The sequence below is a fragment of the Stenotrophomonas sp. YJH_SMC_123 genome (assembly GCF_059368215.1).
This window is the reverse complement of the sequence record NZ_JCAFRM010000004.1, coordinates 119,774-137,933: the sequence shown is the minus strand read 5'-3', so window position 1 is coordinate 137,933 and position 18,160 is coordinate 119,774. Positions and strand designations below refer to the sequence as shown.

Genomic DNA, 18,160 nt, shown 5'->3' with positions numbered 1-18,160 from the left:
AAGAGGCTACATTCATACGCGTCGTATGTAAATAATCATGCACTGCGTATGTAAGGAGCTCTGAATGGTTCGCCGCACCCGCGCCGAGATGGAAGAAACCCGCGCCACCCTCCTGGCCACCGCCCGCCGGGTGTTCAGCGAGCATGGCTATGCCGCCACCTCGATGGACGACCTGACCGCCCAGGCCGGGCTGACCCGCGGCGCGCTGTACCACCACTTCGGCGACAAGAAGGGTCTGCTGGCGGCTGTCGTCGCCCAGCTCGATGCCGAGACCGACCAGCGCCTGCAGGCGATCAGTGATGCCGCCGACGATGCCTGGGAGGGCTTCGTGCAGCGTTGCCGCGCGTACCTGGAGATGGCGCTGGAACCGGAGATCCAGCGCATCGTGCTGCGCGACGCGCGCGCGGTGCTCGGTGGCGCCTCACCGGAATCGCAGCGCCACTGCGTGCATTCGATGCAGCACCTGATCGAACATCTGGTTGCCCAGGGCGTGGTGGCGCCGGTGAATGCGCAGGCGCTGGCGTCGCTGATCTATGGCAGCCTGGCCGAGGCCGCGTTCTGGATCGCCGAGGGCGAGGATGGCGACGTGCGCCTGCGGCAGGCGACGGCGGCGCTGGAGATGCTGTTGCGCGGGTTGAAGTCGGCGGGGTAAGGCCCATCCGCCCATGGCGTGGATCTACTGCGGCTCCTGCGGCACCACGCGCAACGCGTGCCAACCAAGGTTGGCACCTACCGGGGAACGGTGGGCCACTCGCGCAGCACCGACACCGGCACGCCCATGCGCGCACAGGCGCGGCTGGCCAGGCCATCGGGCAACGCACGGCGGAACAGCGGCGCCATGCCCTGCATCAGCTTCGCCGACGCGGCGGCCTGCGCGCGCTGACGGCCACTGCGTTCAAGCATGCCTTCGGCCCAGTCCGGCAGCAGTGCCGCGCCTGCACCCAGGAACACTTCGCGCGACAGCCCCGGCACCGGTACCGGCAGGCGCACGCCGGACAGCACCTCCAGCACCTCGCGCGAGCGCTCGTCGACGCGCAGCTCCGGCTGCCGCGCACAGAAGTACGCCGCCACTTCCGCTTCGCTGCGCGGCACGTCCACCGCACCCAGTGCCTCGGCCACGCAGCGGTACTCATCGTAGTAACGGTCGGCGATGTGTGCCGGCACCTCCCGTCCGTACCGGCGGAAGCCCTGAAGGAACCCGAACGCCTCGGTCACATGCACCCAGGTCAGCAGCTGCGGATCATCGGCGGCGTAGGGTTCGCCCTGTGCGGTCTGGCCGCGGATCCGTGCATGGATGCGGCGCACCTTGGCCACCAGCGCCTCCACCTCGCCGGTGGGCGCATAGCTGGTACCGGCAACGAACGCGGTGGTGCGACGCAGGCGACCCACCAGGTCCTGGCGGAAATTGGAGTGATCGTAGACCCCGGCCAGCGCGCGCGGATGCAGGGTCTGCAGCATCAGCGCGCACAGGCCACCGGCCAGCATCGAGGGGAACTCGGCGTGCAGGCGCCAGGTCACGCTGTCGGGTCCAAACCAACCCGGGTCACCCAGCGGCTGGTCGTAATCGATGCCGCTCTGGCCACGGGGGAAGGCCTCCAGCACCCAGCGCCGGATCGGCGCGGTGACGGGGCGGGAGAGTCGCTGCAGCAGAGCCGGCATCACAGGTCCAAGAAAGACGGAAGAACAGTCGCATCTTGCGCGGTTGGCTCCGATTCTCGGCGATCACGACCGCGGCGGCGAGTCTTCGTACTCAGCCACGGTTTCATGTGCGGCCGCAGCACATTTCACCCTGCGACATCCTGTCGCAGGCAGCGCCCTCGATGCTGCGATGCAACAACATTCACCGATTCAGGGAAAGCCCTTGCGCAGCTTGGCATTGCGCCCATTGCACGGCTCGCTGGAAGTGCTAGAACTGGAACCGCCACACCGTCCAATGCTGATCGACGCACGTTCCACAAGGAGCCAGCCATGATTGCTTTGTTCAAGGGTTTGGGAATTCTGCTTCGCGACAACGAGCTCTACAGCAGCCCGTTCGATAAACAGGTCGCGCATTGGCGCAATCTCAGCGAGCAGCAGATCCGCGATGAAGTCGCGGTGCTGGCCCAGGCCAAGTGCCAATGGCTGATCGCCTCGATCGTCGGCTGGCAGGCAGCCTCGCTGCTGATTCTTGGCCTGATCGCCAACTACCTCTGGCGCGACGACTTCCATATCACGTTCACCCGCGTGGTAGTCGTGTTCGGCTCGTGGGTGTCGATCCTGTTCGTGATCTGGTTCATGGCCAACATGTTCGATCAGCAGGCCGGTTTCGAGCGCTGGATGAAGGCGTTCAACAGTCGCGCACGCATCAGCTCCAAGGCCGACAGCGTCGAGCACGTGGCCGAGGCACTGGACCTGGCCGAGCATTACCCGGAAGTGCTCGATTACAAGCAGGCGGTCACCGCCAAGCGCGAGCTGCGCCACGAGGACATCCGCATCATGACCGAGATCGGGCGCATGAAGCAGCACTCCGAACTGGTCGGCCGCCTCAACCACGTGGGCGAGAACGAGCACCACCACGACCTGACACTACAGCCTGCCTACTGACCCTTCAGGGAAGCGGGGGGAGCCACAATGCCACCGTGATCACTCACGGTGGCATTGTTCTTTCCGATCCTCGCTGACGCACTGGGCGAAGCCCTTCGGCAGGCCCCTGAACTCCCGGGTCGTGCCGGCCGCCAACGCGAACGACCGTATCGGCGCTTTCGCACAGGCGGCATCAGGACGACAGGCCGGGTCCAGCACCAGGTAATGGCACTGGCCGCTGCGGCTGGCCATGCACTCGAAACGCGCCACGCCGTCCACTACCGTGCGCTTGCTGTACAGCGTGTCCACGCCATTGGCAGTGGTGCGGGTGATCGCGGTTTCAGTGGACTTCCGGCAACCGGCAAGCGCCAATGCGGCGAGGCCGACAAGCAGGAAAAAACGCATGCAATGCTCCTGGCGGCGGAGACCGCGGCGCGGCTACATGCCGCGGAACAGGCTCATGAACGGTTGGCTGACCACCAGCGTCTCCGTGCGCCCGCGCAGGCGCAGCACGCCGCGCCCGGTGTCGTCGCGGCTCACCGCTGCCACCGCCTTCATGTTGACGATGGTGGAGCGGTGGATCTGGCGGAAGTGCTGCGGGTCGAGCACTTCAAGCAGTTCACGTAACGGTGTGCGCAGCAGGCTTTCGCCGGCAGCGGTGACCACGGTGGTGTACTTGTTGTCGGCGCGGAAGTAGGCCACATCTTCCAGCATGATCAGCTGCGTCTCGCGGCCGTTGCTGGCGGTGATCCAGGCCAGTGGCGGGCGCTCCGCTGCGCCCTGCGACGGGCCCAGCCGCTGCAGCAGGCGCTCCAGCACGGCATCGTCCTGTCGCGTCGATGGCAGCCGCGACAGGATGCGCTCGCGGGTGGCCAGCAGGCGCTCATCACTGACCGGCTTCAACAGGTAGTCCATCGCGCCCTGCTCGAACGCATCGATGGCGTACTGGTCGTAGGCGGTGACGAATACCACCTGGGTGCGCGGGCTCAGCTCGGACAGCGAGCGCGCGACCTCGATGCCGCTGATGCCGGGCATGCGGATGTCGAGGAACGCGATGTCCGGCCGCGTCTCGGCCAGCTGCTCCAGCGCGCTGGCACCGTCCTCGCACTCGGCCACCAGCTTCAGCTCCGGCCACAGCCGGCCCAGCTGCTCCACCAGTGACTGCCGCAGCAGTTCTTCGTCTTCGGCGATCAGGGCTTCAAGCGGCATGGCTGCGCTCCTTGTGCGACTGCGGCAGGGTCATGGTCGCGGCCACGCCGCTGGGGAAGTTGGCAACGATCGCCACGCCGGCCTGCTCGCCGCAGGTCAGGCGCAGGCGCTCGCGCAGGTTCTTCAGGCCGATGCCGGTACCGCTGGTGCCCTGGCCGAAGCCCAGCCCATCGTCGGCCACGGTCACGGTCACGTGGTCATCGAAGCCGCGCGCCAGTATCCAGATCGTGCCACCGCCGGGCTTGGGTTCCAGGCCATGCTTGATCGCGTTCTCCACCAGCGTCTGCAGTGCCATCGCCGGCAGGTGCACGCCGTGCAGTTCGTTCGGTACCTGCATTTCCACCGCCAGGCGTGCGCCCATGCGGATGCGCAGGATTTCCAGGTACGCGCGGGTGCGGTCCAGCTCCACGCCCAGCGTGGATACCGATTCGTCCACCTGCGGCAACGAGCTGCGCAGGTATTGAATGAGGTGGCCGAGCATCTGTTCGGCACGCGCCGGATCGGTGCGGGTCAGTACCTGCGCGTTGGCCAGCGTGTTGTAGAGGAAGTGCGGTTCCACCTGCGCATGCAACAGGTTCAAGCGTGCCACCGACAGTTCCTTTTCCACCTGGGTCTGTTCGGCCGCAGCCTGTTCGTCGCGGCGCTGGTCGGCGACGCGGCGGCTGATCGCACGGGTGACTGCTTCGGCGTTCTCGAAGTTGCTGCCTTCGTCGAGCGCCAGCAGGTCGGCCCACCAGCCGGCATCGGGTTCGAACAGCAGGGTCACGGTGCTGGTGCCCTGCCCCGGTGTCACCGTGGCCAGCACGCTGTTGCGCTTGATGGCCAGCCGCGCCGGCAGGTTCCAGCGCGAGGGCTGGCGGCCGTTCCAGAGGTCGACCCGGCGCACATAGGCGCGCACCTGCAGGCTGCCGGCCGAGCTTTCCACGTCTTCGACGCGCGGTAGTTCGGAAATCGCCGCCTCCACCACCGAGAAGGCGTGGCCCGCGTCCATCGGCAGTTCGATCTGGCGGCGCTGGCGGCCGGACAGGGTGGTGGCATCCAGGCGACCGGCCACCAGCCAGACCCGGCGGATGTGGGTGATGGCACTGCCCAGCGCGGAAATGATCAGGAACATCGCCAGCAGCCCGAAGATCCAGCCCGGGCCATCGTTCATGCCGCTGAAGATGCCGCTCCAGACCATGCCGGCGACAACCAGCGCGGCAGCCCAGGCCAGCAGGTGGCGGATCAGGAGAGAGAGGCTGGCGAACACGGCGGCGCCTTGAGGAAGGGGGTGAGCCGAGCATAGGGCGGCCCGCCGGGCAAGCAAGCAGGCTGCGACGAAGGCCGGGAAAGTTGGGATGGAAGCCGTTATGGAAACGCCGGGCACGGCCCGGCGTTTCCGGGGGCGGCAATGCCGGCCAGCGGCCGGCACTACCGGACGCCGTTATTTGCGCTGGTCGGCGCTGGCGTCACGCACGGCGCGGAACGCCTCGTCCTTGCTCCAGTTCGGCCAATCGCGGGAATTGGCCAGCTGGTTGCCCAGCGTGTACAGCACTTCCAGGTCGCGCGCGGCACCGGCAAACACCCAGTCCGGCTGCCACTCGTCGCCCTGCTGGTGATAGCGCTTGGCGGTGTAGTCCTCGGAGGCCTTCCTGCCTGCGGCCACGCCACCGTCCACCCAGTCCTGGCCGGCCGACCAGGACAGCGCCGGCACGCCACGCTTGGCGAACGGGAAGTGGTCGGAGCGGAAGAACAGGCCCGCTTCCGGCTTCGGGTCCGGCGTGTAGCGGATATCCCAGCCCTTGGCCACGTCCTTCAGCTGGTCCAGCAGCTCGAAGCGCGCGGCACCGTAGATACCGAAGTCACGCGACGGGCCGAACGGCGCCATGCCGTCCATGTTGATCACGGCCACGGTCTTTTCCAGCGGATACAGCGGATGGGTGGCGTAGTACTCAGAACCCAGCAGGCCCTTTTCCTCGGCGGTGACCGCCAGGAACAGCAGCGAGCGCTGCGGGCGCTTCTCCTTGGCGAAGCCACGGGCCAGCTCGACCAGCGAGGCGGTGCCGCTGGCGTTGTCCAGCGCGCCGTTGAAGATGCGGTCACCGCGCGCGTCCGGCTCGCCCACGCCGATGTGGTCCCAGTGCGCGCTGTAGATGATGGTCTCGTCCGGATGGCGGCTGCCTTCCAGGCGCGCGGCCACGTTGTGAGAGGTGATCACTTCGGTCTTCACCGCGTACTTCGCGTCCAGGCTGGCGCCGGTCAGCGGCACCGGGGTGAAGTCGCGCTGCTGCGCCTTCTTCTTCAGTGCCTCGAAATCCTGCCCGGCCGAGCGGAACAGCTCCACGGCAAGGTCGCGCTGGATCCAGCCTTCCAGCAGCGGGTGGCTTTCTGCCGGGTTGTCACGCACCACGTCGAACATGGTGTTGGTGTTGGAGCCGGCCACGGTGGCCCAGCCATACGACGCCGGTGCGGTCTCGTGCACGATCAGCACGCCCAGCGCACCCTGACGGGCGCCTTCCTCGTACTTGTAGGTCCAACGGCCGTAATAGGTCATGCCCTTGCCGTCGAAATCACCTTGGCCGGTTTCGAAGTCCGGGTCGTTGATCAGCACCACGGCGATCTTGCCCTTCAGGTCCACGCCCTTGAAGTCGTCCCAGTTGCGCTCCGGTGCCTTCACGCCGTAGCCGAGAAACACCAGCGGGGCCTTGCTGATGTCGACGCTGCTGGCGCCGTTCATGGCGGCGCGCACGGCGATCTGCTTGCCCTGCTCCAGCGGCAGGGTCTTGCCGCCCTGGTGCAGCGCCAGCTGCGGTGCGCCGACGATGTCGCCCTTGCGCAGCGGCACGGCCTGGGTCCACAGGCGCTTGCCGTCCTTGAGGTCGCCGCCCGGCTGCAGGCCGGCGTCGGCAAACTGCCTGCTGAGGTAGGCGATGGTCTTTTCTTCGCCGGCGGTGGCCGGCGAGCGGCCTTCGTAGGCGTCGGAGGCCAGTTCCTTGACGTCGGCGGAGATCCGCGCGCCATCGAATTTCGGGGTGGCCGCCATCAGTGCGCTCGACACCGACAGGGCCAGCACGCCCAGTACCACTCGTTTCATTGCTCTCTCCAGCAGGGAAATCCTTCTGGAGTGTAATGGGATTCGCCAGGGCTGCGCCCTGCACCTGCCGAAACAACGGCAACAGCCGAAGCAACAGCAAAAGCTGGTTTCCTGAGGGTAGGCGGGGTCCCACTGCTGTTGGTGGGTGTCGACCTGGGTCGACACGCACGGAAACACGAAGGGGTCAGATCCTTTTCCCGCCGGAAAAGGGCTCTGACCCCATCGGTGTGTTGCTTGGGCGTGTTACCAGTTCGGGTCTTCGGCCGGGGCGGCAGCGGGCTTGGGCTTCGGCTTGGCCGCCGGGCGTGCGGCGGCGGCGGGAGCGGCCGAGGCAGTCGCACCTGCGGCGGCGGCCGGCTTGCCGCCCAGCTTCTGGCGCAGTTCGATCTGGCCCGGGCGGAAACCGCCGCGCATCGCGTCGACGCCGTCTTCGATGGTGCCGTACGAGGTCTGTGCGGCCACGCGGTCGATGCGGATGGTGCAGCACGGGTGTTCACTGCGGCCCAGTGAGCGGCCGGTCTGCGGGTCCTTCAGTTCCTCGCCCAGGCGCACGGCCTGCCAGCGCTGGCCGGCCTGCAGGGTTTCGCCACCCTGGCTCAGCACCACCTGGTCACCGTCCACAGAAACCACCGACACCGGGAACAGCGTGGTGACGATGGTGGTACCGATCTGGCCCGACAGCGATTCCATCATCGCCGCGGCCATGTTGCGGCCGTTGACCACGCGGGGCAGGGTGCTCGGGCCGGTCGAGGCCAGCTGGTGGTCGAAGCTGTCGGACATCACCACCTGGCCGGTGGTGGCGTTGATCAGGCGCAGGGTGATGCGGCCGCCACCGGAGTACGAGGTCACCTGGCGGTCGGACATGCGCAGGTTGCGCACGCTGCGCGGGTACTCGAAGCGTTCGATGGTCGGGATCAGGATCAGGTCGGTCGCCAGCTGCTGGCCGACGCGTGCGGTGTCCTGCAGGCGTACGTTGCCGCTGTTGATATGGTCGATCTCGGCCTGCAGTTCGTCGCCGAACTCGCGGTCCAGCACGATGAAGCGCTGGGTCTGGGTCAGCGTGTCGGACAGGCGCGCGCGGATCGCGTCGGCCACTTCATCGGCACTCACGCGGCCATCGCCCACGGCATAGCTGCCGGCCTTGGTGCGCGGCAGCGCGACCACGATCTTCGGCTTGCCCTGCTCGTCCGGTGCACGGTACTGGGCAATCTGTGCACGCACGCGCACCTTCCAGTAGCTGCGCATGCTGCGGTGGGTCACGTCCGAATCGAACGAGCTTGCGCCACGCTTGGCATCGACGCTGACCTTCTCGTCGTAGCTCTCCTTGACGCTGGCCGAGGCTCCGCCGCCCTTGGCCGTGGCCTCGCCGGACGCGCTGGCAGAGGCCGAACCCTTGAAGCTCCAGCCTTCGTCGCTGGCGCGCACGCGCGCGATGGTTTCTTCATCCAGCTGCCGCACTTCGTCCTGCGACAGGATTTCATAGCCCAGCACCGCGCCCTGCGAGCCGGCGATCATCTGCTGGGTGAACGCGTCGGCGCGGATATCGCCGACGTGTTCGTCATCCACATCCACATGCAGGCCTGCACGCAGGCTCTGCATCTGGCTGGCCACGCGTACGCCGTTGACCTGCGCCACCGCCGACTGCAACGCCGCCAGCACCGCCAGTTCCGGGGTGCTGCCGATGCCGTCGGCCTCGCGCGCGACCTGGGTGGTGCCGCCGAAATCCGGCGTGCCACGCAGGGGCGCTGCTTCCACTGGCGCATTGCTGGCCAGTGCACTGGTTGCCTTGTCCTTGGCAGGTGCGGGCGCTTCGGCCGGTGTGTCCTGCTTGCCACAGGCTGCAAGCAGCGCGGCAGCCAGGCCCAGGCCGATCAAACGGGAGGTCGTACGCATGGGGATTCGCCTCGGATCAGTTCATCTTGTCCAGCTGGCCCAGCATCGAGTCGGCGTTGGACGGCACCTTGACCTTGCTCTTCTTGGCGAAGGTCACAGCCGACTTGGTCGAACCGTACAGGCCCTGGATGAAGCCCGGCGATTCCTTGGCCACCCATGCACCAGCGGCCAGCTTGCGGCCGACGGTAGCCATCTGGGTGGCGCCCAGGTTCTTCATGCCGGCGGTGAAGTTGCTGGCTTCGCCACCCAGCTTCTGCGCTTCGGCAGCCGAGGACAGCAGCGAGACCAGGCCTTCGGCGTAGTGCTGCTTGGATTCAGCGTTCAGCTCCGGCTGCGCGGCCTGGCGCTCGTCGATCGCGGCCTGGGCGGCTTCGCTGACCGACACCGACTTCTTCATCGCATCGACGCTGACCGAACCCGACGACAGCGCCTGGCGCTCGGCTTCCAGCAGCTGCACCTGCTCGGCCAGGCCGAAGGCACGGGCGAACGAGGTCTGGGCCTGCAGCGAGTGCGACTGCGAGCTGACGAAACGACGCACCAGCGCTTCCTGCGCGGCTTCGTCCGGGGCAGCGGCGCTGGAGGTGCTGCTGGAGGAGCCGGTGGAGCCACCGGCCAGGTCCTTCAGCTTGCCCAGGCCGGCATGGGCCGGCATCGACAGGGTGGCGGCCGCGATGGCCAGGGCAAGAGCGGTATTGCGGATCATGTGAGAGTCCTTTGGGAGAAACGGCCGCGTGCGGCACGTGGGGAATCGGTAACCCAGGGCGATGCCGAGCGAGCTCGGCACCCACCGGGGCGGCGGATCAGCGGACCGCCTTGACGTTCAGTTCGTTGATCATCTGCTGGGCGGCCTTTTCGGCAGCCAGCTGCAGGGCATTGGTACGGGCCACGGTTTCATTCGGGCCGGTGCCGGAGAACTGCACCGGGCCGACCGACGACACGGTGCGCGGGAAACGACCGGTCACGTCCAGCACCTTGCCGGTGACAGTGACGAACACGCGGGTGTTGCCGCTGGCCGGATCGCGGTCACGCATGCCGACGTCGAGGGTGCCGACGGCGATGTACGGGATGTTGGCCGCACGGATGCCATTGGCGGTGTCGCGCAGGGTGGCCGGGGCCAGGTCGTTGCCGGTGCTGAAGTCCTTGCGGATGCGCTCGATGCTGAGCAGGCCGCGCGACTCGCCTTCCACGTACTCGGCTTCAACCACCTCGTAGCCGGCGGCGCTGAAGGCACCGGTCATCGCGGTGTTGACTTCGGCGGCGTTGGCCACCTTCCAGGTGATGTTGTCGGCGCGCGCGGTGGTGCTGCCGCCGCTGGTGACCGACACCGAACCGTTCTGGTTGATGCTGCCGTTGGTGCTGACCGAGTTGCCGCGGAAGCTGTCGCCTTCACGGGTGTTCTCGCTGTAGCTGCTGCTGGCGTCGACGCGGCGGTATTCCTTGTCCTGGAACGACTGCACGGTGTCCTGCGAGCGCGCCATGAACAGGAAGGTCAGCAGCGAGCGCTGCGCAGCGGTGGCGCCGGCCACGGCCGAACCCGCATCCAGCTTGGTCTGCAGCAGGGTAGTGTTGATCTCGGCGCGGACGGTGACGCTGTAGGTCTTGGCCTTCTTGTCTTCGGTGTCCGACAGCTGCACGGCGCTGAGCACGTAGCGGTCGATCTCGCCGATGAACTCGGCGCGGCGCGCCTCGAACAGGCGCAGCTTGGCCGCACCGGTTTCGGCGATGTACGCCTCCAGGGCATTGACCTTGGCCTTGTTCAGGGCCTGGGCACGGGTATCGGCGCTCAGGCGCAGGCCGTAGCTGGCCGAGCCGGTTCCGCGCGAACTCGCGGTCTGCGCAGCGACCGGCGAGGCCACCGCCAGCGCGATGAGGATGAGCAGGATGGTACGCATCAACGACATGACTTGATCAACTCCTGGAGGGCTTGGGTCTGCTGCTGCAACGGGCGGCCGCCCGGCTTCTGTTCGTCCAGCCAGGCGCGCGAATCGGCACGCTTGGCGGCGGCGCCGGCGAAGGCGTCGAAGCCGGCCAGCAGGGTTTCGTAGCTGGCCGACCACTGGTCGACCTGCCACTGCGTGACCGGCACCACCTTGGTGGCCCCCTTGCGCAGCGGCTGTTCGAAATAGACCTTGCCCGAGAACGGCTCGCTCACCTTGGCGGTGAAGAAGGCGCCGAACAGCATCGTCTTCATCGCCGGGGTTTCTTCGATCACGCCGTTCTTCAGTGCATCGACCTGCAGCTGGATGACGTAGTCGGGTTCGGGAATCTTCAGCTGGTAGACCTTGCCGTCGGCAAAGCGGGCGGCCATCGCACCGCCGATCGCCTGGCCCGAGGCCGGCGGCAGCAGGCCAACGCCAGTGTTGGACGACAGCGTCTTGGACAGTTCGTGCGCAAGCGTGGCACGCAGCGGTGCTTCCCACTTCGGATCGGGCAGCTTGGCGCGTGCCGCGTCGGACAGGGTCACCCCGCCCACCTGCAGGCGACGCACGGCGGCATCGGGCAACCGGGCCTGCGCCAGGCTGGCCGCCAGTACCTGCGACAGGCTGGTATCGGCACCGCCGTACAGCAGATCGGCGACGATCGCGTCGATATCGTCGTTGTCCGGACGGTAGTCCTGCACGTCGATGCGCTGCAGGGTGAGCGGATAGGAGGCGATCACCTGGCGCTCGCGGAAGTCGAAGAACAACGCCTGCAGCGCCACTTCCACCAGCACCTTGTACTGGTCGCCGATCGGTTCGACCGAGACCAGCTCGCGATCCAGCGCAGCGGCCAGCACGGTGGCACTGGTGGTGCCGTCGAGCATCGCCACCGGCTGGTCGATCAGCTCCAGGTGGGCCGGTGCGTGGCGCTTGAGCGACTGTGCCAGCGTCTGGTTCAGCGGGACCAGCCCACGCCGTTCCAGCACCGCGTGCGCATGCGGGGTGGTCGCCTGCACGGCGGCGGCGTCAGCGGTATAGGCAAAACCGGCCCAATAGGCCTGCTGTGATTTGTCCGCAGCCTGCACGGCCATCGGCCATACGGCCAGGCACAGGGCACAGGCAAGCAGGCGCGCAAAAGCGCGCGATGCGCTCTTCGTCCTTGAATACATCCAACCGCTCCTCGGTCAATACGCACGGATCGCGGACGCTGATGCGTCCGCTGGGCGCGAAACATAGCCGCTCAGGCGGCCGGCGACAAGTGCTGCCTTTGTCGGCTCAGTCCGTGGGGGGCAGGCCCGCCCGTTGCCGCAGCAGTCCGCGCTCGGCCTGGTTCTGGCTGAGCCGAGCGGCCTGGCCAAAAGCGTCACGTGCGTCCTGCTCACGCCCCAGTGCCTGCAGCAGCTCGCCGCGCACCACCTGCAGCGGCGCATAGTCGCGCAGGCGCGCGTCGACCAGCAGGGGCTGCAGCTGCGCCCACGCGGCGAACGGGCCTTCGCTGCGCAGGATCGCCACCACCCGGTTCAATGCCACCACCGGCGAAGGTTGCACCTGCAGCAGCTGTGCATAGAGCGCGGCGATACGCGGCCAGTCGGTCGCGTCGGCGCGCCGCGCAACCGCATGGCAGGCCGCGATGCGCGCCTGCAGCACATAGGGATCCTGGTCGCCACCGATGGCCAACGCGCGCGCCAGCACCTGCTGCCCGCGGTCGATCTGCAGCCAGTCCCAGCGCGCGCGGTTCTGCTGGTCCAGCAGCACCGGCGCGCCCTGCGCGTCCACCCGTGCCGCTGCGCGCGAGGCCTGCAGTTCCATCAGCGCCAGCAGGCCCAGTACCGGCGGCACCGGCAACCGATGCGCCAGGATGCGGGCCAGCCGCAGCGCTTCCTCGCACAGCGCCGGGCGCATCCAGTCATCACCGGCGCTGGCGGCGTAGCCTTCGTTGAACACCAGATAGATCGCTTCCAGCACCGAGGCCAGGCGCTCCGGCATCGCGTCCGCGCGTGGCACTTCATAGGGCACCTGCTTCTGCGCCAGCGTGCGCTTGGCGCGCACGATGCGCTGGGCGATGGTCGGCTCCGGCTGCAGGAACGCACGCGCGATCTCGACGGTGGTCAGGCCACCGAGCAGGCGCAGGGTCAGTGCCACCCGCGCATCGGCCGGCAGCACGGGATGGCAGGCCACGAACATCAGCCGCAGCAGGTCATCGCCCAGGTCGTCCTCCAGTGCCTGGCTGTCATCCGGCGCCGGCACTGCCGCCGGATGCAGTTCCTCGCCCCACTGCGCATGCTGCTGCGCCACCCGCTGGTGCTGGCGCAGCACATCGATGGCACGGTTGCGCGCGGTGGTCATCAGCCAGGCTCCGGGGTTGTCCGGGATACCCTGCTCCGGCCAACGCTCCAGCGCGGCCAGCCAGGTGTCCTGGGCCAGCTCCTCGGCACGGCCGACATCGCCACCGAGCAGCCGCGCCAGGCGCGCAATCAGCACTGGCGACTCCATCCGCCAGAGGGTTTCCAGACGCTGCGTCAGTGCGGGCTCGAGCATGCGCCGATCACAGCACGCACGCCCGGCCCGCACAAGCGCCGCAGCTCACGCTTCAACAATCGGCTTGAAGCCACCCCAGAACATGCGCCGGGTATCGAACGGCATGTCCTTCGGGCCCAGCGACGCCAGCCGTGGATCGGCCATCACCTTTGCGTTGATGCGGTCGCGTGCCGCGCGCGAGCGGAACACCACGAAGGCGACGATCACCGTCTCGCCCGGTTTCGCCTTGACCGCGCGCGGGAACGAGGTGCTCTTGCCCGGCTCCACATCGTCGGCCACGCATTCCATGTACTGCAGCGCGCCATGGTCCTTCCACACCGCACCGGCCTTGCGGGCAAGGCGACGGTAGGCCGCCACCTTGTCCTGCGGGCACGGCAGCACGTAAGCGTCCACGTAAGCCATGCGGGTTCTCCCTGCGGCGGCCGTCAGCCCGGCTCGCCGTCCATGTGTGCGATTTCCCAGAGATGGCCATCCAGGTCCTGGAAGCCACGCTGGTACATGAAACCGTAGTCGCGCGCGGGCTGCGGTTCACTGGCGCCGGCCGCCAGAGCCTTGTCCACCATCACGTCCACCGCCTTGCGGCTGTCCGCCGACAGGCAGGTGATCACCTCGGTCTGGCTGCGTGCGTCGGCGATCGGCTTGGTGGTGAACTGCTTGAAGAACGGCTGGGTCAGCAGCATCACGAAGATGCTCTCGCTGATCACCATGCAGGCGGCATCGTCATTGGTGAAGGTCGGGTTGAAGCTGTAGCCCAGCGCTGCGAAAAAGGTCTTGGACGCGTTCAGATCCTGCACGGGCAGGTTGACGAAGATCATCTGCGGTTGCGGTGCACTCATCGGTGAAGCTCCTTGTGGATGAAAGAAAGAGAGGAATCAGGGCTGCTTCATGCAGTTGACCATCCACGGCTTGCCATAGCGGTCGACCAGCATGCCCCAGCGGTGCGCCCAGAACGTTTCGGCGATCGGCATCTGCACCTGCCCCCCCTCGGCCAGCGCGGCAAACACGCGTTCGGCTTCTTCGATGCTGTCGACATCGACATTGATGGTGGTCGAGCCACCCTCGCCGCCGCCGGGGCCGTCGGCCGCCATCACGATGGCGTTGCCGATCTCCAGCTGGCTGTGCGCGACGTGGTCCAGCGTCTGCGCCGGCATTTCATTGCAGCCGGGCATGCCATCGGACGGCGGCATGTCACGGTATTTCATTTCCGAAGTGACCTGGCCACCCAGTGCCTTGGCGTAGAACGCCATCGCCTCGTGGGCCTGGCCGCTGAAGCCGAGGAAGGGAATCAGTCTCATGGCAATACTCCGTGATGTGGTTCAGGGCGGTAGCGCCGGGTCGTGCCCGGCGTGGAGATGAATCGGGTCAACCTTCCAGCTGTGCACGCAGACGCTGTTCCTGCTGCTGTAATTCGGGGGTGAAGGCTTCACCGAAGTCTTCAGCGGAGATCAAGGGACGCAGTTCGAGCGTGCCGCCACTGCCGAACGGCGCGCGGCTGGCCCATTCAACCGCTTCGTCCAGCGACCGCACCTCCCACAGCCAGAAGCCGGCGATCTGTTCACTGGCAGGACCGAACGGACCGGCCTCGACCTGGGGTGCCCCGCCGCCGAAGTGAATGCGACGGCCGCGCTGGGTGGCGTGCAGGCCTTCACCGGCCAGCATGATGCCGGCGGCCACCAGTTGTTCGTTGAAGGCGCCCATTTCGGACAGTTCCTGTTCGCTGGGCATGCGGCCGGCTTCGGAGTCGGCGTTGGCCTTCACGATCACCATCACTTTCATTGCGGTCTCCCGTGGGGACGCGTGGTGCGTGCCCTTCATTGGGTACAACGAACCAGGGGGCTGGGAATCGACACGTCCTCTGAAAATTATTTCTTCCGTGGAAAGCGCGCCTTCGGCGGAGGTCGGCGAACGGCGGAGCCCCTCCGTGGTGGGTTGGGTTGGTCGCTGAAAGCTGGTTTTCTGGGAGTGGGCCGGGCGGGTGGGGTTGGCGGGGACGCCGTGAACCCATCCGTGGGGGCTTAGCCGCGGCATCCATGCCGCGGATACCCCGCCAACCCCACCCGCCCGGCCCCAGACAGATCTCTGCGGCTGCCCCACCACGGGAAAATCAAGAGAAAAGGCAAAAGCAACAGCAAAAGCAACAGCAACGGCGGTTGGCTGGCGGGCTCAGCTTTGCGAGCGAAGCGACCCGCTTTTGCTCTTGTTTGTGATTTTCCGGGGTGGACGCCGCAGGAAACTGTCCAGGGCCGGGTGGGTAGGCGGGGCGGGGGTGTCCGCGGCATGGATGCCGCGGCCAAGCCCCCATGGATGGGTTTACGGCGTCCCCCGACCCGCCTACCCACCCGGCCAAGCCCAAGCATCACGTTGTAGCGCCACCACGGAGGGGCTCCGCCGTTCGCCGTCCCCGCCGAAGGCGCGCTTCTGCGCTGCAACATGCCCACGCGCCATCCTGCGCCATCATGGACACCCCGCCCCCGCCAGGACCGTCCCATGCAGCAGTACCTGCTTCTGATCTATATCGAGCCTGCCCTGCTGCAGGCCCTGCCCATCGAAGAATTCAACGCGCTGATGCGCGACTGCCTGGCCCACGCCGACAAGCTGCAGGCCGAACGCACGCTGCTGGCCGCGCAGAAACTGCAGCCGGTCGACACTGCACAGACCCTGCGCGTGCGTGATGGCAACAGCCGTGTTCTCGATGGCCCGTTCGCCGAAACCCGCGAACTGCTGGCCGGCTTCAACCTGATCGTCGCCCGCGACCGCGACGAAGCCATGCGCATCGCCCGCGACTTCCCGTGGGCGCGCTTCGGCAGCATCGAAGTGCGGCCGCTGGAAGACATGGACGCCGAGCGCGAACGTTGCGGCGCCCCGGCTGCGGCTATGGCAGCAGCCGTACCCTGATCTCGCGCGGGCCGACGCCTTCGTTGCCGCTGTAGTCGCGCACGCTGGCGCGCACGATGTACTCGCCCGGCGGCAGCGCCGCCGGCTGCCAGCGCCCGGTTTCCATCAGGCCGTCGCGCACGGTGTTGGTGGCCAGGTAGCGGAAACGGGTGACCGCGCTGCCATGCACGGTGATGCCGCTGTCCGGTGCGTAGGCCACGCGCACAGCTTCCTTCTGCGGCGGCATGCGGTTGAACACGATGTTCCAGCGCGGCTGCTCGTAACCCTGCAGCGGCTGCCCAGCGGCATCGAGGATCTGGTAACCGACCTGGTACATGCCCAGGCGGCGGCGCGGCAGGTTGTTGTCGACCTGGTCCCAGGCCTCGACCACGATCTGCACGCCGCGGCCCTGGCGCGCCACCATCACCACGCCATCGCTGCCGGCGGCCATCGGCTGGTCGTTGTCGTCCAGCAGGGCCACATCGGTGATGCGCGGCGCGAAGTGGTCGGCGTAGCCCTGGAAGCCCAGCGCCACCGCGTTGGTCTCGAAGCCGCCGGTACCCACCGCCAGGTGCACGTGCGCCTGGTTGTTGATGCTGCCCAGGCGGTCACCGACGTGGATGCGCATGCCGCGGCGCACGCGCATCCGCTCCAGCCTGCCCTGCTCGTCGTACAGCGCCTGCCAGCGCGCATCGTAGGGTTCGTCGCGCGGGGTGCGGCCGACCCGCATGTGGATGTACTTGAGGCGATCCACGACCAGGCCCTCGGCCTGCTCACCCAGGTTCCAGGCGGCCACCGGGCTGCTGATCTTGCCTTCGGCGATCGCCAGCACGGTCTGGCCCACATCACCGCGCACGTCGAAGCCGCCATGCAGGTGGTGGCGGCTCTCACCGGTGAAGTTGCCGCGCACCTCGCCCAGGGTGCCGACCACTTCGTGCCAGCCGTCCTGCGGTGCCAGCGGCCAACGGCCCCCGGTCTTCGGCAGCGCGGCATCGGCAGCCGGCCCGACCAGTGCCGGTGCCGGCAGGTCGCCCACCGGCAGCGGGCGCAGGCGATGCAGGCGGTAGCTGGCGGCGTCGGCCACCAGCACGCTGCCATCGGCATCCAGCGCCAATCCGCTGGGGCGGGCCAGGCGCGGCAGGCGGCCATTGCCGACCAGCGCGATCTGATGGCCCTGCGGCGTCACCTGCACGATGCGGCCATCGAGATCACCCACGTACAGCACGCCGTCATGGGTGGTGGCCAACGACAGCGGCCCATTGATCACGCCACCGGCGGCGACCACGGTGCTGACCGTACCATCGGCACCCACCCGGCGCACGGCGTTGTTGAACAGGTCGGCCACCAGCAACGCGCCCTGCGCGTCGAAGGCCAGCGCCACCGGCGTATCGAAGCGCGCAGCAGCGCCCACGCCATCGGCAAGGCCCGGCCGATCACCACCGGCCAGGGTGCGCACGCTGCCATCCGTACCGATCACCCGGATGCGATCGTTGAACGTATCGGCCACGTAAACCTGGCCCTGCGCATCCACGGCGATGCCCATCGGCGCATCGAAGCGGGCCTGCGCGGCAGGGCCGTCGGCGTGGCCCTGTTCGCCACCGGCCAGCGTGGTCACCTGGCCATCGGTGCTGATGCGGCGGATCGCATGGTTGCCGGTGTCGGCCACATACAGGTTGCCCTGCGCGTCGGCGGCAATGCCCGAAGGCGTGTTGAAACTGGCCTGCAGTGCAGGGCCATCGACACGTCCCTCGCCCTGCCCGGCCACCGTTTCAACGCGGCCATCGGGAAGGCGGCGACGGATCCGGTTGTTGTCGCCGGCATCGGTGAAATAGACGCTGCCATCGGCACTGCGCAGCAACGCGTACGGATCGGCGAAGCGTGCCTGCGCGGACGCGCCATCACGGTCACCCGGGTGGCCATCGCCGGCCAGCGGTTCAATCTGCGCGGTCCACGCCAACGGCGTGGGAGCCGGACCCGCCGGTTCAGCCAGCGTATGCAGCGGTGTCTCCCACCAGGTCGCAGCCAATGCCACTACCGTCGCCAACGCTACGCCTGCCGCCATCCATTGCCACCGTGCCATCGTGCTGCGCTG

18 protein-coding genes are annotated in these 18,160 nt (G+C 67.6%); 3 read left to right on the top strand and 15 right to left on the bottom strand.

Going from position 1 to position 18,160, the window contains the following annotated elements:
• Nucleotides 1–64: 64 nt before the first annotated feature.
• Nucleotides 65–652 (top strand): TetR/AcrR family transcriptional regulator, encoded by a 588-nt coding sequence (locus AC5P5W_RS11220; protein ID WP_014645786.1) that lies wholly within the window; start codon nucleotides 65–67, stop codon nucleotides 650–652.
• 77 nt (nucleotides 653–729) lie between these two features.
• Here AC5P5W_RS11220 and AC5P5W_RS11215 read toward each other — a convergent pair whose 3' ends face one another.
• Nucleotides 730–1,659 carry an oxygenase MpaB family protein gene (locus AC5P5W_RS11215; protein ID WP_197575015.1) on the bottom strand — a complete coding sequence of 310 codons (930 nt, stop codon included), beginning with the start codon at nucleotides 1,657–1,659 and terminating at the stop codon, nucleotides 730–732.
• 309 nt (nucleotides 1,660–1,968) lie between these two features.
• Between AC5P5W_RS11215 and AC5P5W_RS11210 the strand changes: the two genes are divergently transcribed.
• Nucleotides 1,969–2,583 carry a hypothetical protein gene (locus tag AC5P5W_RS11210; RefSeq protein ID WP_014645784.1) on the top strand — a complete coding sequence of 205 codons (615 nt, stop codon included), beginning with the start codon at nucleotides 1,969–1,971 and terminating at the stop codon, nucleotides 2,581–2,583.
• Between the two features lie 39 nt (nucleotides 2,584–2,622).
• On the opposite strand, the gene AC5P5W_RS11205 is transcribed toward AC5P5W_RS11210, so the two are convergent.
• From AC5P5W_RS11205 to AC5P5W_RS11145, 13 genes are all read right to left on the bottom strand, one after another.
• A complete protein-coding gene (locus AC5P5W_RS11205) occupies nucleotides 2,623–2,967 on the bottom strand; it encodes a hypothetical protein (protein WP_014645783.1) in 345 nt (114 codons plus the stop codon).
• Nucleotides 2,968–3,000: 33 nt separating this feature from the next.
• Entirely contained in the window at nucleotides 3,001–3,771 is a 771-nt protein-coding gene (locus tag AC5P5W_RS11200) for a LytR/AlgR family response regulator transcription factor (protein ID WP_049441363.1), read from the bottom strand.
• Nucleotides 3,761–5,020: a sensor histidine kinase gene (locus AC5P5W_RS11195; RefSeq protein WP_046428597.1), complete on the bottom strand. Its 1,260-nt coding sequence runs from the start codon at nucleotides 5,018–5,020 to the stop codon at nucleotides 3,761–3,763. The genes AC5P5W_RS11200 and AC5P5W_RS11195 overlap by 11 nt, the downstream gene beginning before the upstream one ends.
• A 174-nt stretch (nucleotides 5,021–5,194) precedes the next feature.
• Complete coding sequence (locus tag AC5P5W_RS11190) at nucleotides 5,195–6,844, bottom strand: M28 family metallopeptidase (protein ID WP_032959265.1); 1,650 nt, start codon at nucleotides 6,842–6,844, stop codon at nucleotides 5,195–5,197.
• A gap of 243 nt (nucleotides 6,845–7,087) precedes the next feature.
• Nucleotides 7,088–8,737: a CsgG/HfaB family protein gene (locus AC5P5W_RS11185; RefSeq protein ID WP_197575013.1), complete on the bottom strand. Its 1,650-nt coding sequence runs from the start codon at nucleotides 8,735–8,737 to the stop codon at nucleotides 7,088–7,090.
• 16 nt (nucleotides 8,738–8,753) lie between these two features.
• On the bottom strand, nucleotides 8,754–9,440 hold the full coding sequence (locus AC5P5W_RS11180) for a hypothetical protein (protein WP_049408541.1): 687 nt from the start codon (nucleotides 9,438–9,440) through the stop codon (nucleotides 8,754–8,756).
• Between the two features lie 97 nt (nucleotides 9,441–9,537).
• Complete coding sequence (locus AC5P5W_RS11175; RefSeq protein WP_014645777.1) at nucleotides 9,538–10,638, bottom strand: hypothetical protein; 1,101 nt, start codon at nucleotides 10,636–10,638, stop codon at nucleotides 9,538–9,540.
• The gene (locus tag AC5P5W_RS11170; protein WP_053495494.1) at nucleotides 10,629–11,825 is read right to left on the bottom strand and encodes a hypothetical protein; all 1,197 of its coding nucleotides are present in this window, start codon (nucleotides 11,823–11,825) and stop codon (nucleotides 10,629–10,631) included. Before AC5P5W_RS11170 ends, AC5P5W_RS11175 begins: the two co-directional genes overlap by 10 nt.
• 106 nt (nucleotides 11,826–11,931) lie before the next feature.
• The gene (locus AC5P5W_RS11165) at nucleotides 11,932–13,194 is read right to left on the bottom strand and encodes an RNA polymerase sigma factor (RefSeq protein ID WP_495221141.1); all 1,263 of its coding nucleotides are present in this window, start codon (nucleotides 13,192–13,194) and stop codon (nucleotides 11,932–11,934) included.
• A 45-nt stretch (nucleotides 13,195–13,239) separates the two neighbouring features.
• Nucleotides 13,240–13,596, bottom strand: a complete 357-nt coding sequence (locus tag AC5P5W_RS11160) for a DUF1428 domain-containing protein (protein ID WP_014645774.1) — start codon at nucleotides 13,594–13,596, stop codon at nucleotides 13,240–13,242.
• 23 nt (nucleotides 13,597–13,619) lie between these two features.
• On the bottom strand, nucleotides 13,620–14,030 hold the full coding sequence (locus tag AC5P5W_RS11155) for a VOC family protein (protein WP_014645773.1): 411 nt from the start codon (nucleotides 14,028–14,030) through the stop codon (nucleotides 13,620–13,622).
• Between the two features lie 36 nt (nucleotides 14,031–14,066).
• Nucleotides 14,067–14,489: a VOC family protein gene (locus AC5P5W_RS11150; protein ID WP_111205909.1), complete on the bottom strand. Its 423-nt coding sequence runs from the start codon at nucleotides 14,487–14,489 to the stop codon at nucleotides 14,067–14,069.
• Between the two features lie 67 nt (nucleotides 14,490–14,556).
• Nucleotides 14,557–14,970, bottom strand: a complete 414-nt coding sequence (locus tag AC5P5W_RS11145; RefSeq protein WP_014645771.1) for a YciI family protein — start codon at nucleotides 14,968–14,970, stop codon at nucleotides 14,557–14,559.
• Nucleotides 14,971–15,681: 711 nt separating this feature from the next.
• Here AC5P5W_RS11145 and AC5P5W_RS11140 point away from each other — a divergent pair.
• Nucleotides 15,682–16,089 carry a YciI family protein gene (locus AC5P5W_RS11140; RefSeq protein ID WP_495221140.1) on the top strand — a complete coding sequence of 136 codons (408 nt, stop codon included), beginning with the start codon at nucleotides 15,682–15,684 and terminating at the stop codon, nucleotides 16,087–16,089.
• Here the strand turns inward: AC5P5W_RS11140 and AC5P5W_RS11135 are convergent.
• Complete coding sequence (locus tag AC5P5W_RS11135; RefSeq protein WP_041863031.1) at nucleotides 16,067–18,148, bottom strand: NHL repeat-containing protein; 2,082 nt, start codon at nucleotides 18,146–18,148, stop codon at nucleotides 16,067–16,069. The two genes, AC5P5W_RS11140 and AC5P5W_RS11135, sit on opposite strands and share 23 nt — an antisense overlap.
• Nucleotides 18,149–18,160 lie beyond the last annotated feature (12 nt).

Bases quoted from the DNA above. Each gene is read 5' to 3' on its own strand.
- AC5P5W_RS11220 (WP_014645786.1), top strand. From the start codon at position 65: ATGGTTCGCCGCACCCGCGCCGAGATGGAAGAAACCCGCGCCACCCTC.
- AC5P5W_RS11215 (WP_197575015.1), bottom strand. From the start codon at position 1,659: ATGCCGGCTCTGCTGCAGCGACTCTCCCGCCCCGTCACCGCGCCGATC.
- AC5P5W_RS11210 (WP_014645784.1), top strand. From the start codon at position 1,969: ATGATTGCTTTGTTCAAGGGTTTGGGAATTCTGCTTCGCGACAACGAG.
- AC5P5W_RS11205 (WP_014645783.1), bottom strand. From the start codon at position 2,967: ATGCGTTTTTTCCTGCTTGTCGGCCTCGCCGCATTGGCGCTTGCCGGT.
- AC5P5W_RS11200 (WP_049441363.1), bottom strand. From the start codon at position 3,771: ATGCCGCTTGAAGCCCTGATCGCCGAAGACGAAGAACTGCTGCGGCAG.
- AC5P5W_RS11190 (WP_032959265.1), bottom strand. From the start codon at position 6,844: ATGAAACGAGTGGTACTGGGCGTGCTGGCCCTGTCGGTGTCGAGCGCA.
- AC5P5W_RS11185 (WP_197575013.1), bottom strand. From the start codon at position 8,737: ATGCGTACGACCTCCCGTTTGATCGGCCTGGGCCTGGCTGCCGCGCTG.
- AC5P5W_RS11180 (WP_049408541.1), bottom strand. From the start codon at position 9,440: ATGATCCGCAATACCGCTCTTGCCCTGGCCATCGCGGCCGCCACCCTG.
- AC5P5W_RS11175 (WP_014645777.1), bottom strand. From the start codon at position 10,638: ATGTCGTTGATGCGTACCATCCTGCTCATCCTCATCGCGCTGGCGGTG.
- AC5P5W_RS11170 (WP_053495494.1), bottom strand. From the start codon at position 11,825: ATGTATTCAAGGACGAAGAGCGCATCGCGCGCTTTTGCGCGCCTGCTT.
- AC5P5W_RS11165 (WP_495221141.1), bottom strand. From the start codon at position 13,194: ATGCTCGAGCCCGCACTGACGCAGCGTCTGGAAACCCTCTGGCGGATG.
- AC5P5W_RS11160 (WP_014645774.1), bottom strand. From the start codon at position 13,596: ATGGCTTACGTGGACGCTTACGTGCTGCCGTGCCCGCAGGACAAGGTG.
- AC5P5W_RS11155 (WP_014645773.1), bottom strand. From the start codon at position 14,030: ATGAGTGCACCGCAACCGCAGATGATCTTCGTCAACCTGCCCGTGCAG.
- AC5P5W_RS11150 (WP_111205909.1), bottom strand. From the start codon at position 14,489: ATGAGACTGATTCCCTTCCTCGGCTTCAGCGGCCAGGCCCACGAGGCG.
- AC5P5W_RS11145 (WP_014645771.1), bottom strand. From the start codon at position 14,970: ATGAAAGTGATGGTGATCGTGAAGGCCAACGCCGACTCCGAAGCCGGC.
- AC5P5W_RS11140 (WP_495221140.1), top strand. From the start codon at position 15,682: ATGCAGCAGTACCTGCTTCTGATCTATATCGAGCCTGCCCTGCTGCAG.
- AC5P5W_RS11135 (WP_041863031.1), bottom strand. From the start codon at position 18,148: ATGGCACGGTGGCAATGGATGGCGGCAGGCGTAGCGTTGGCGACGGTA.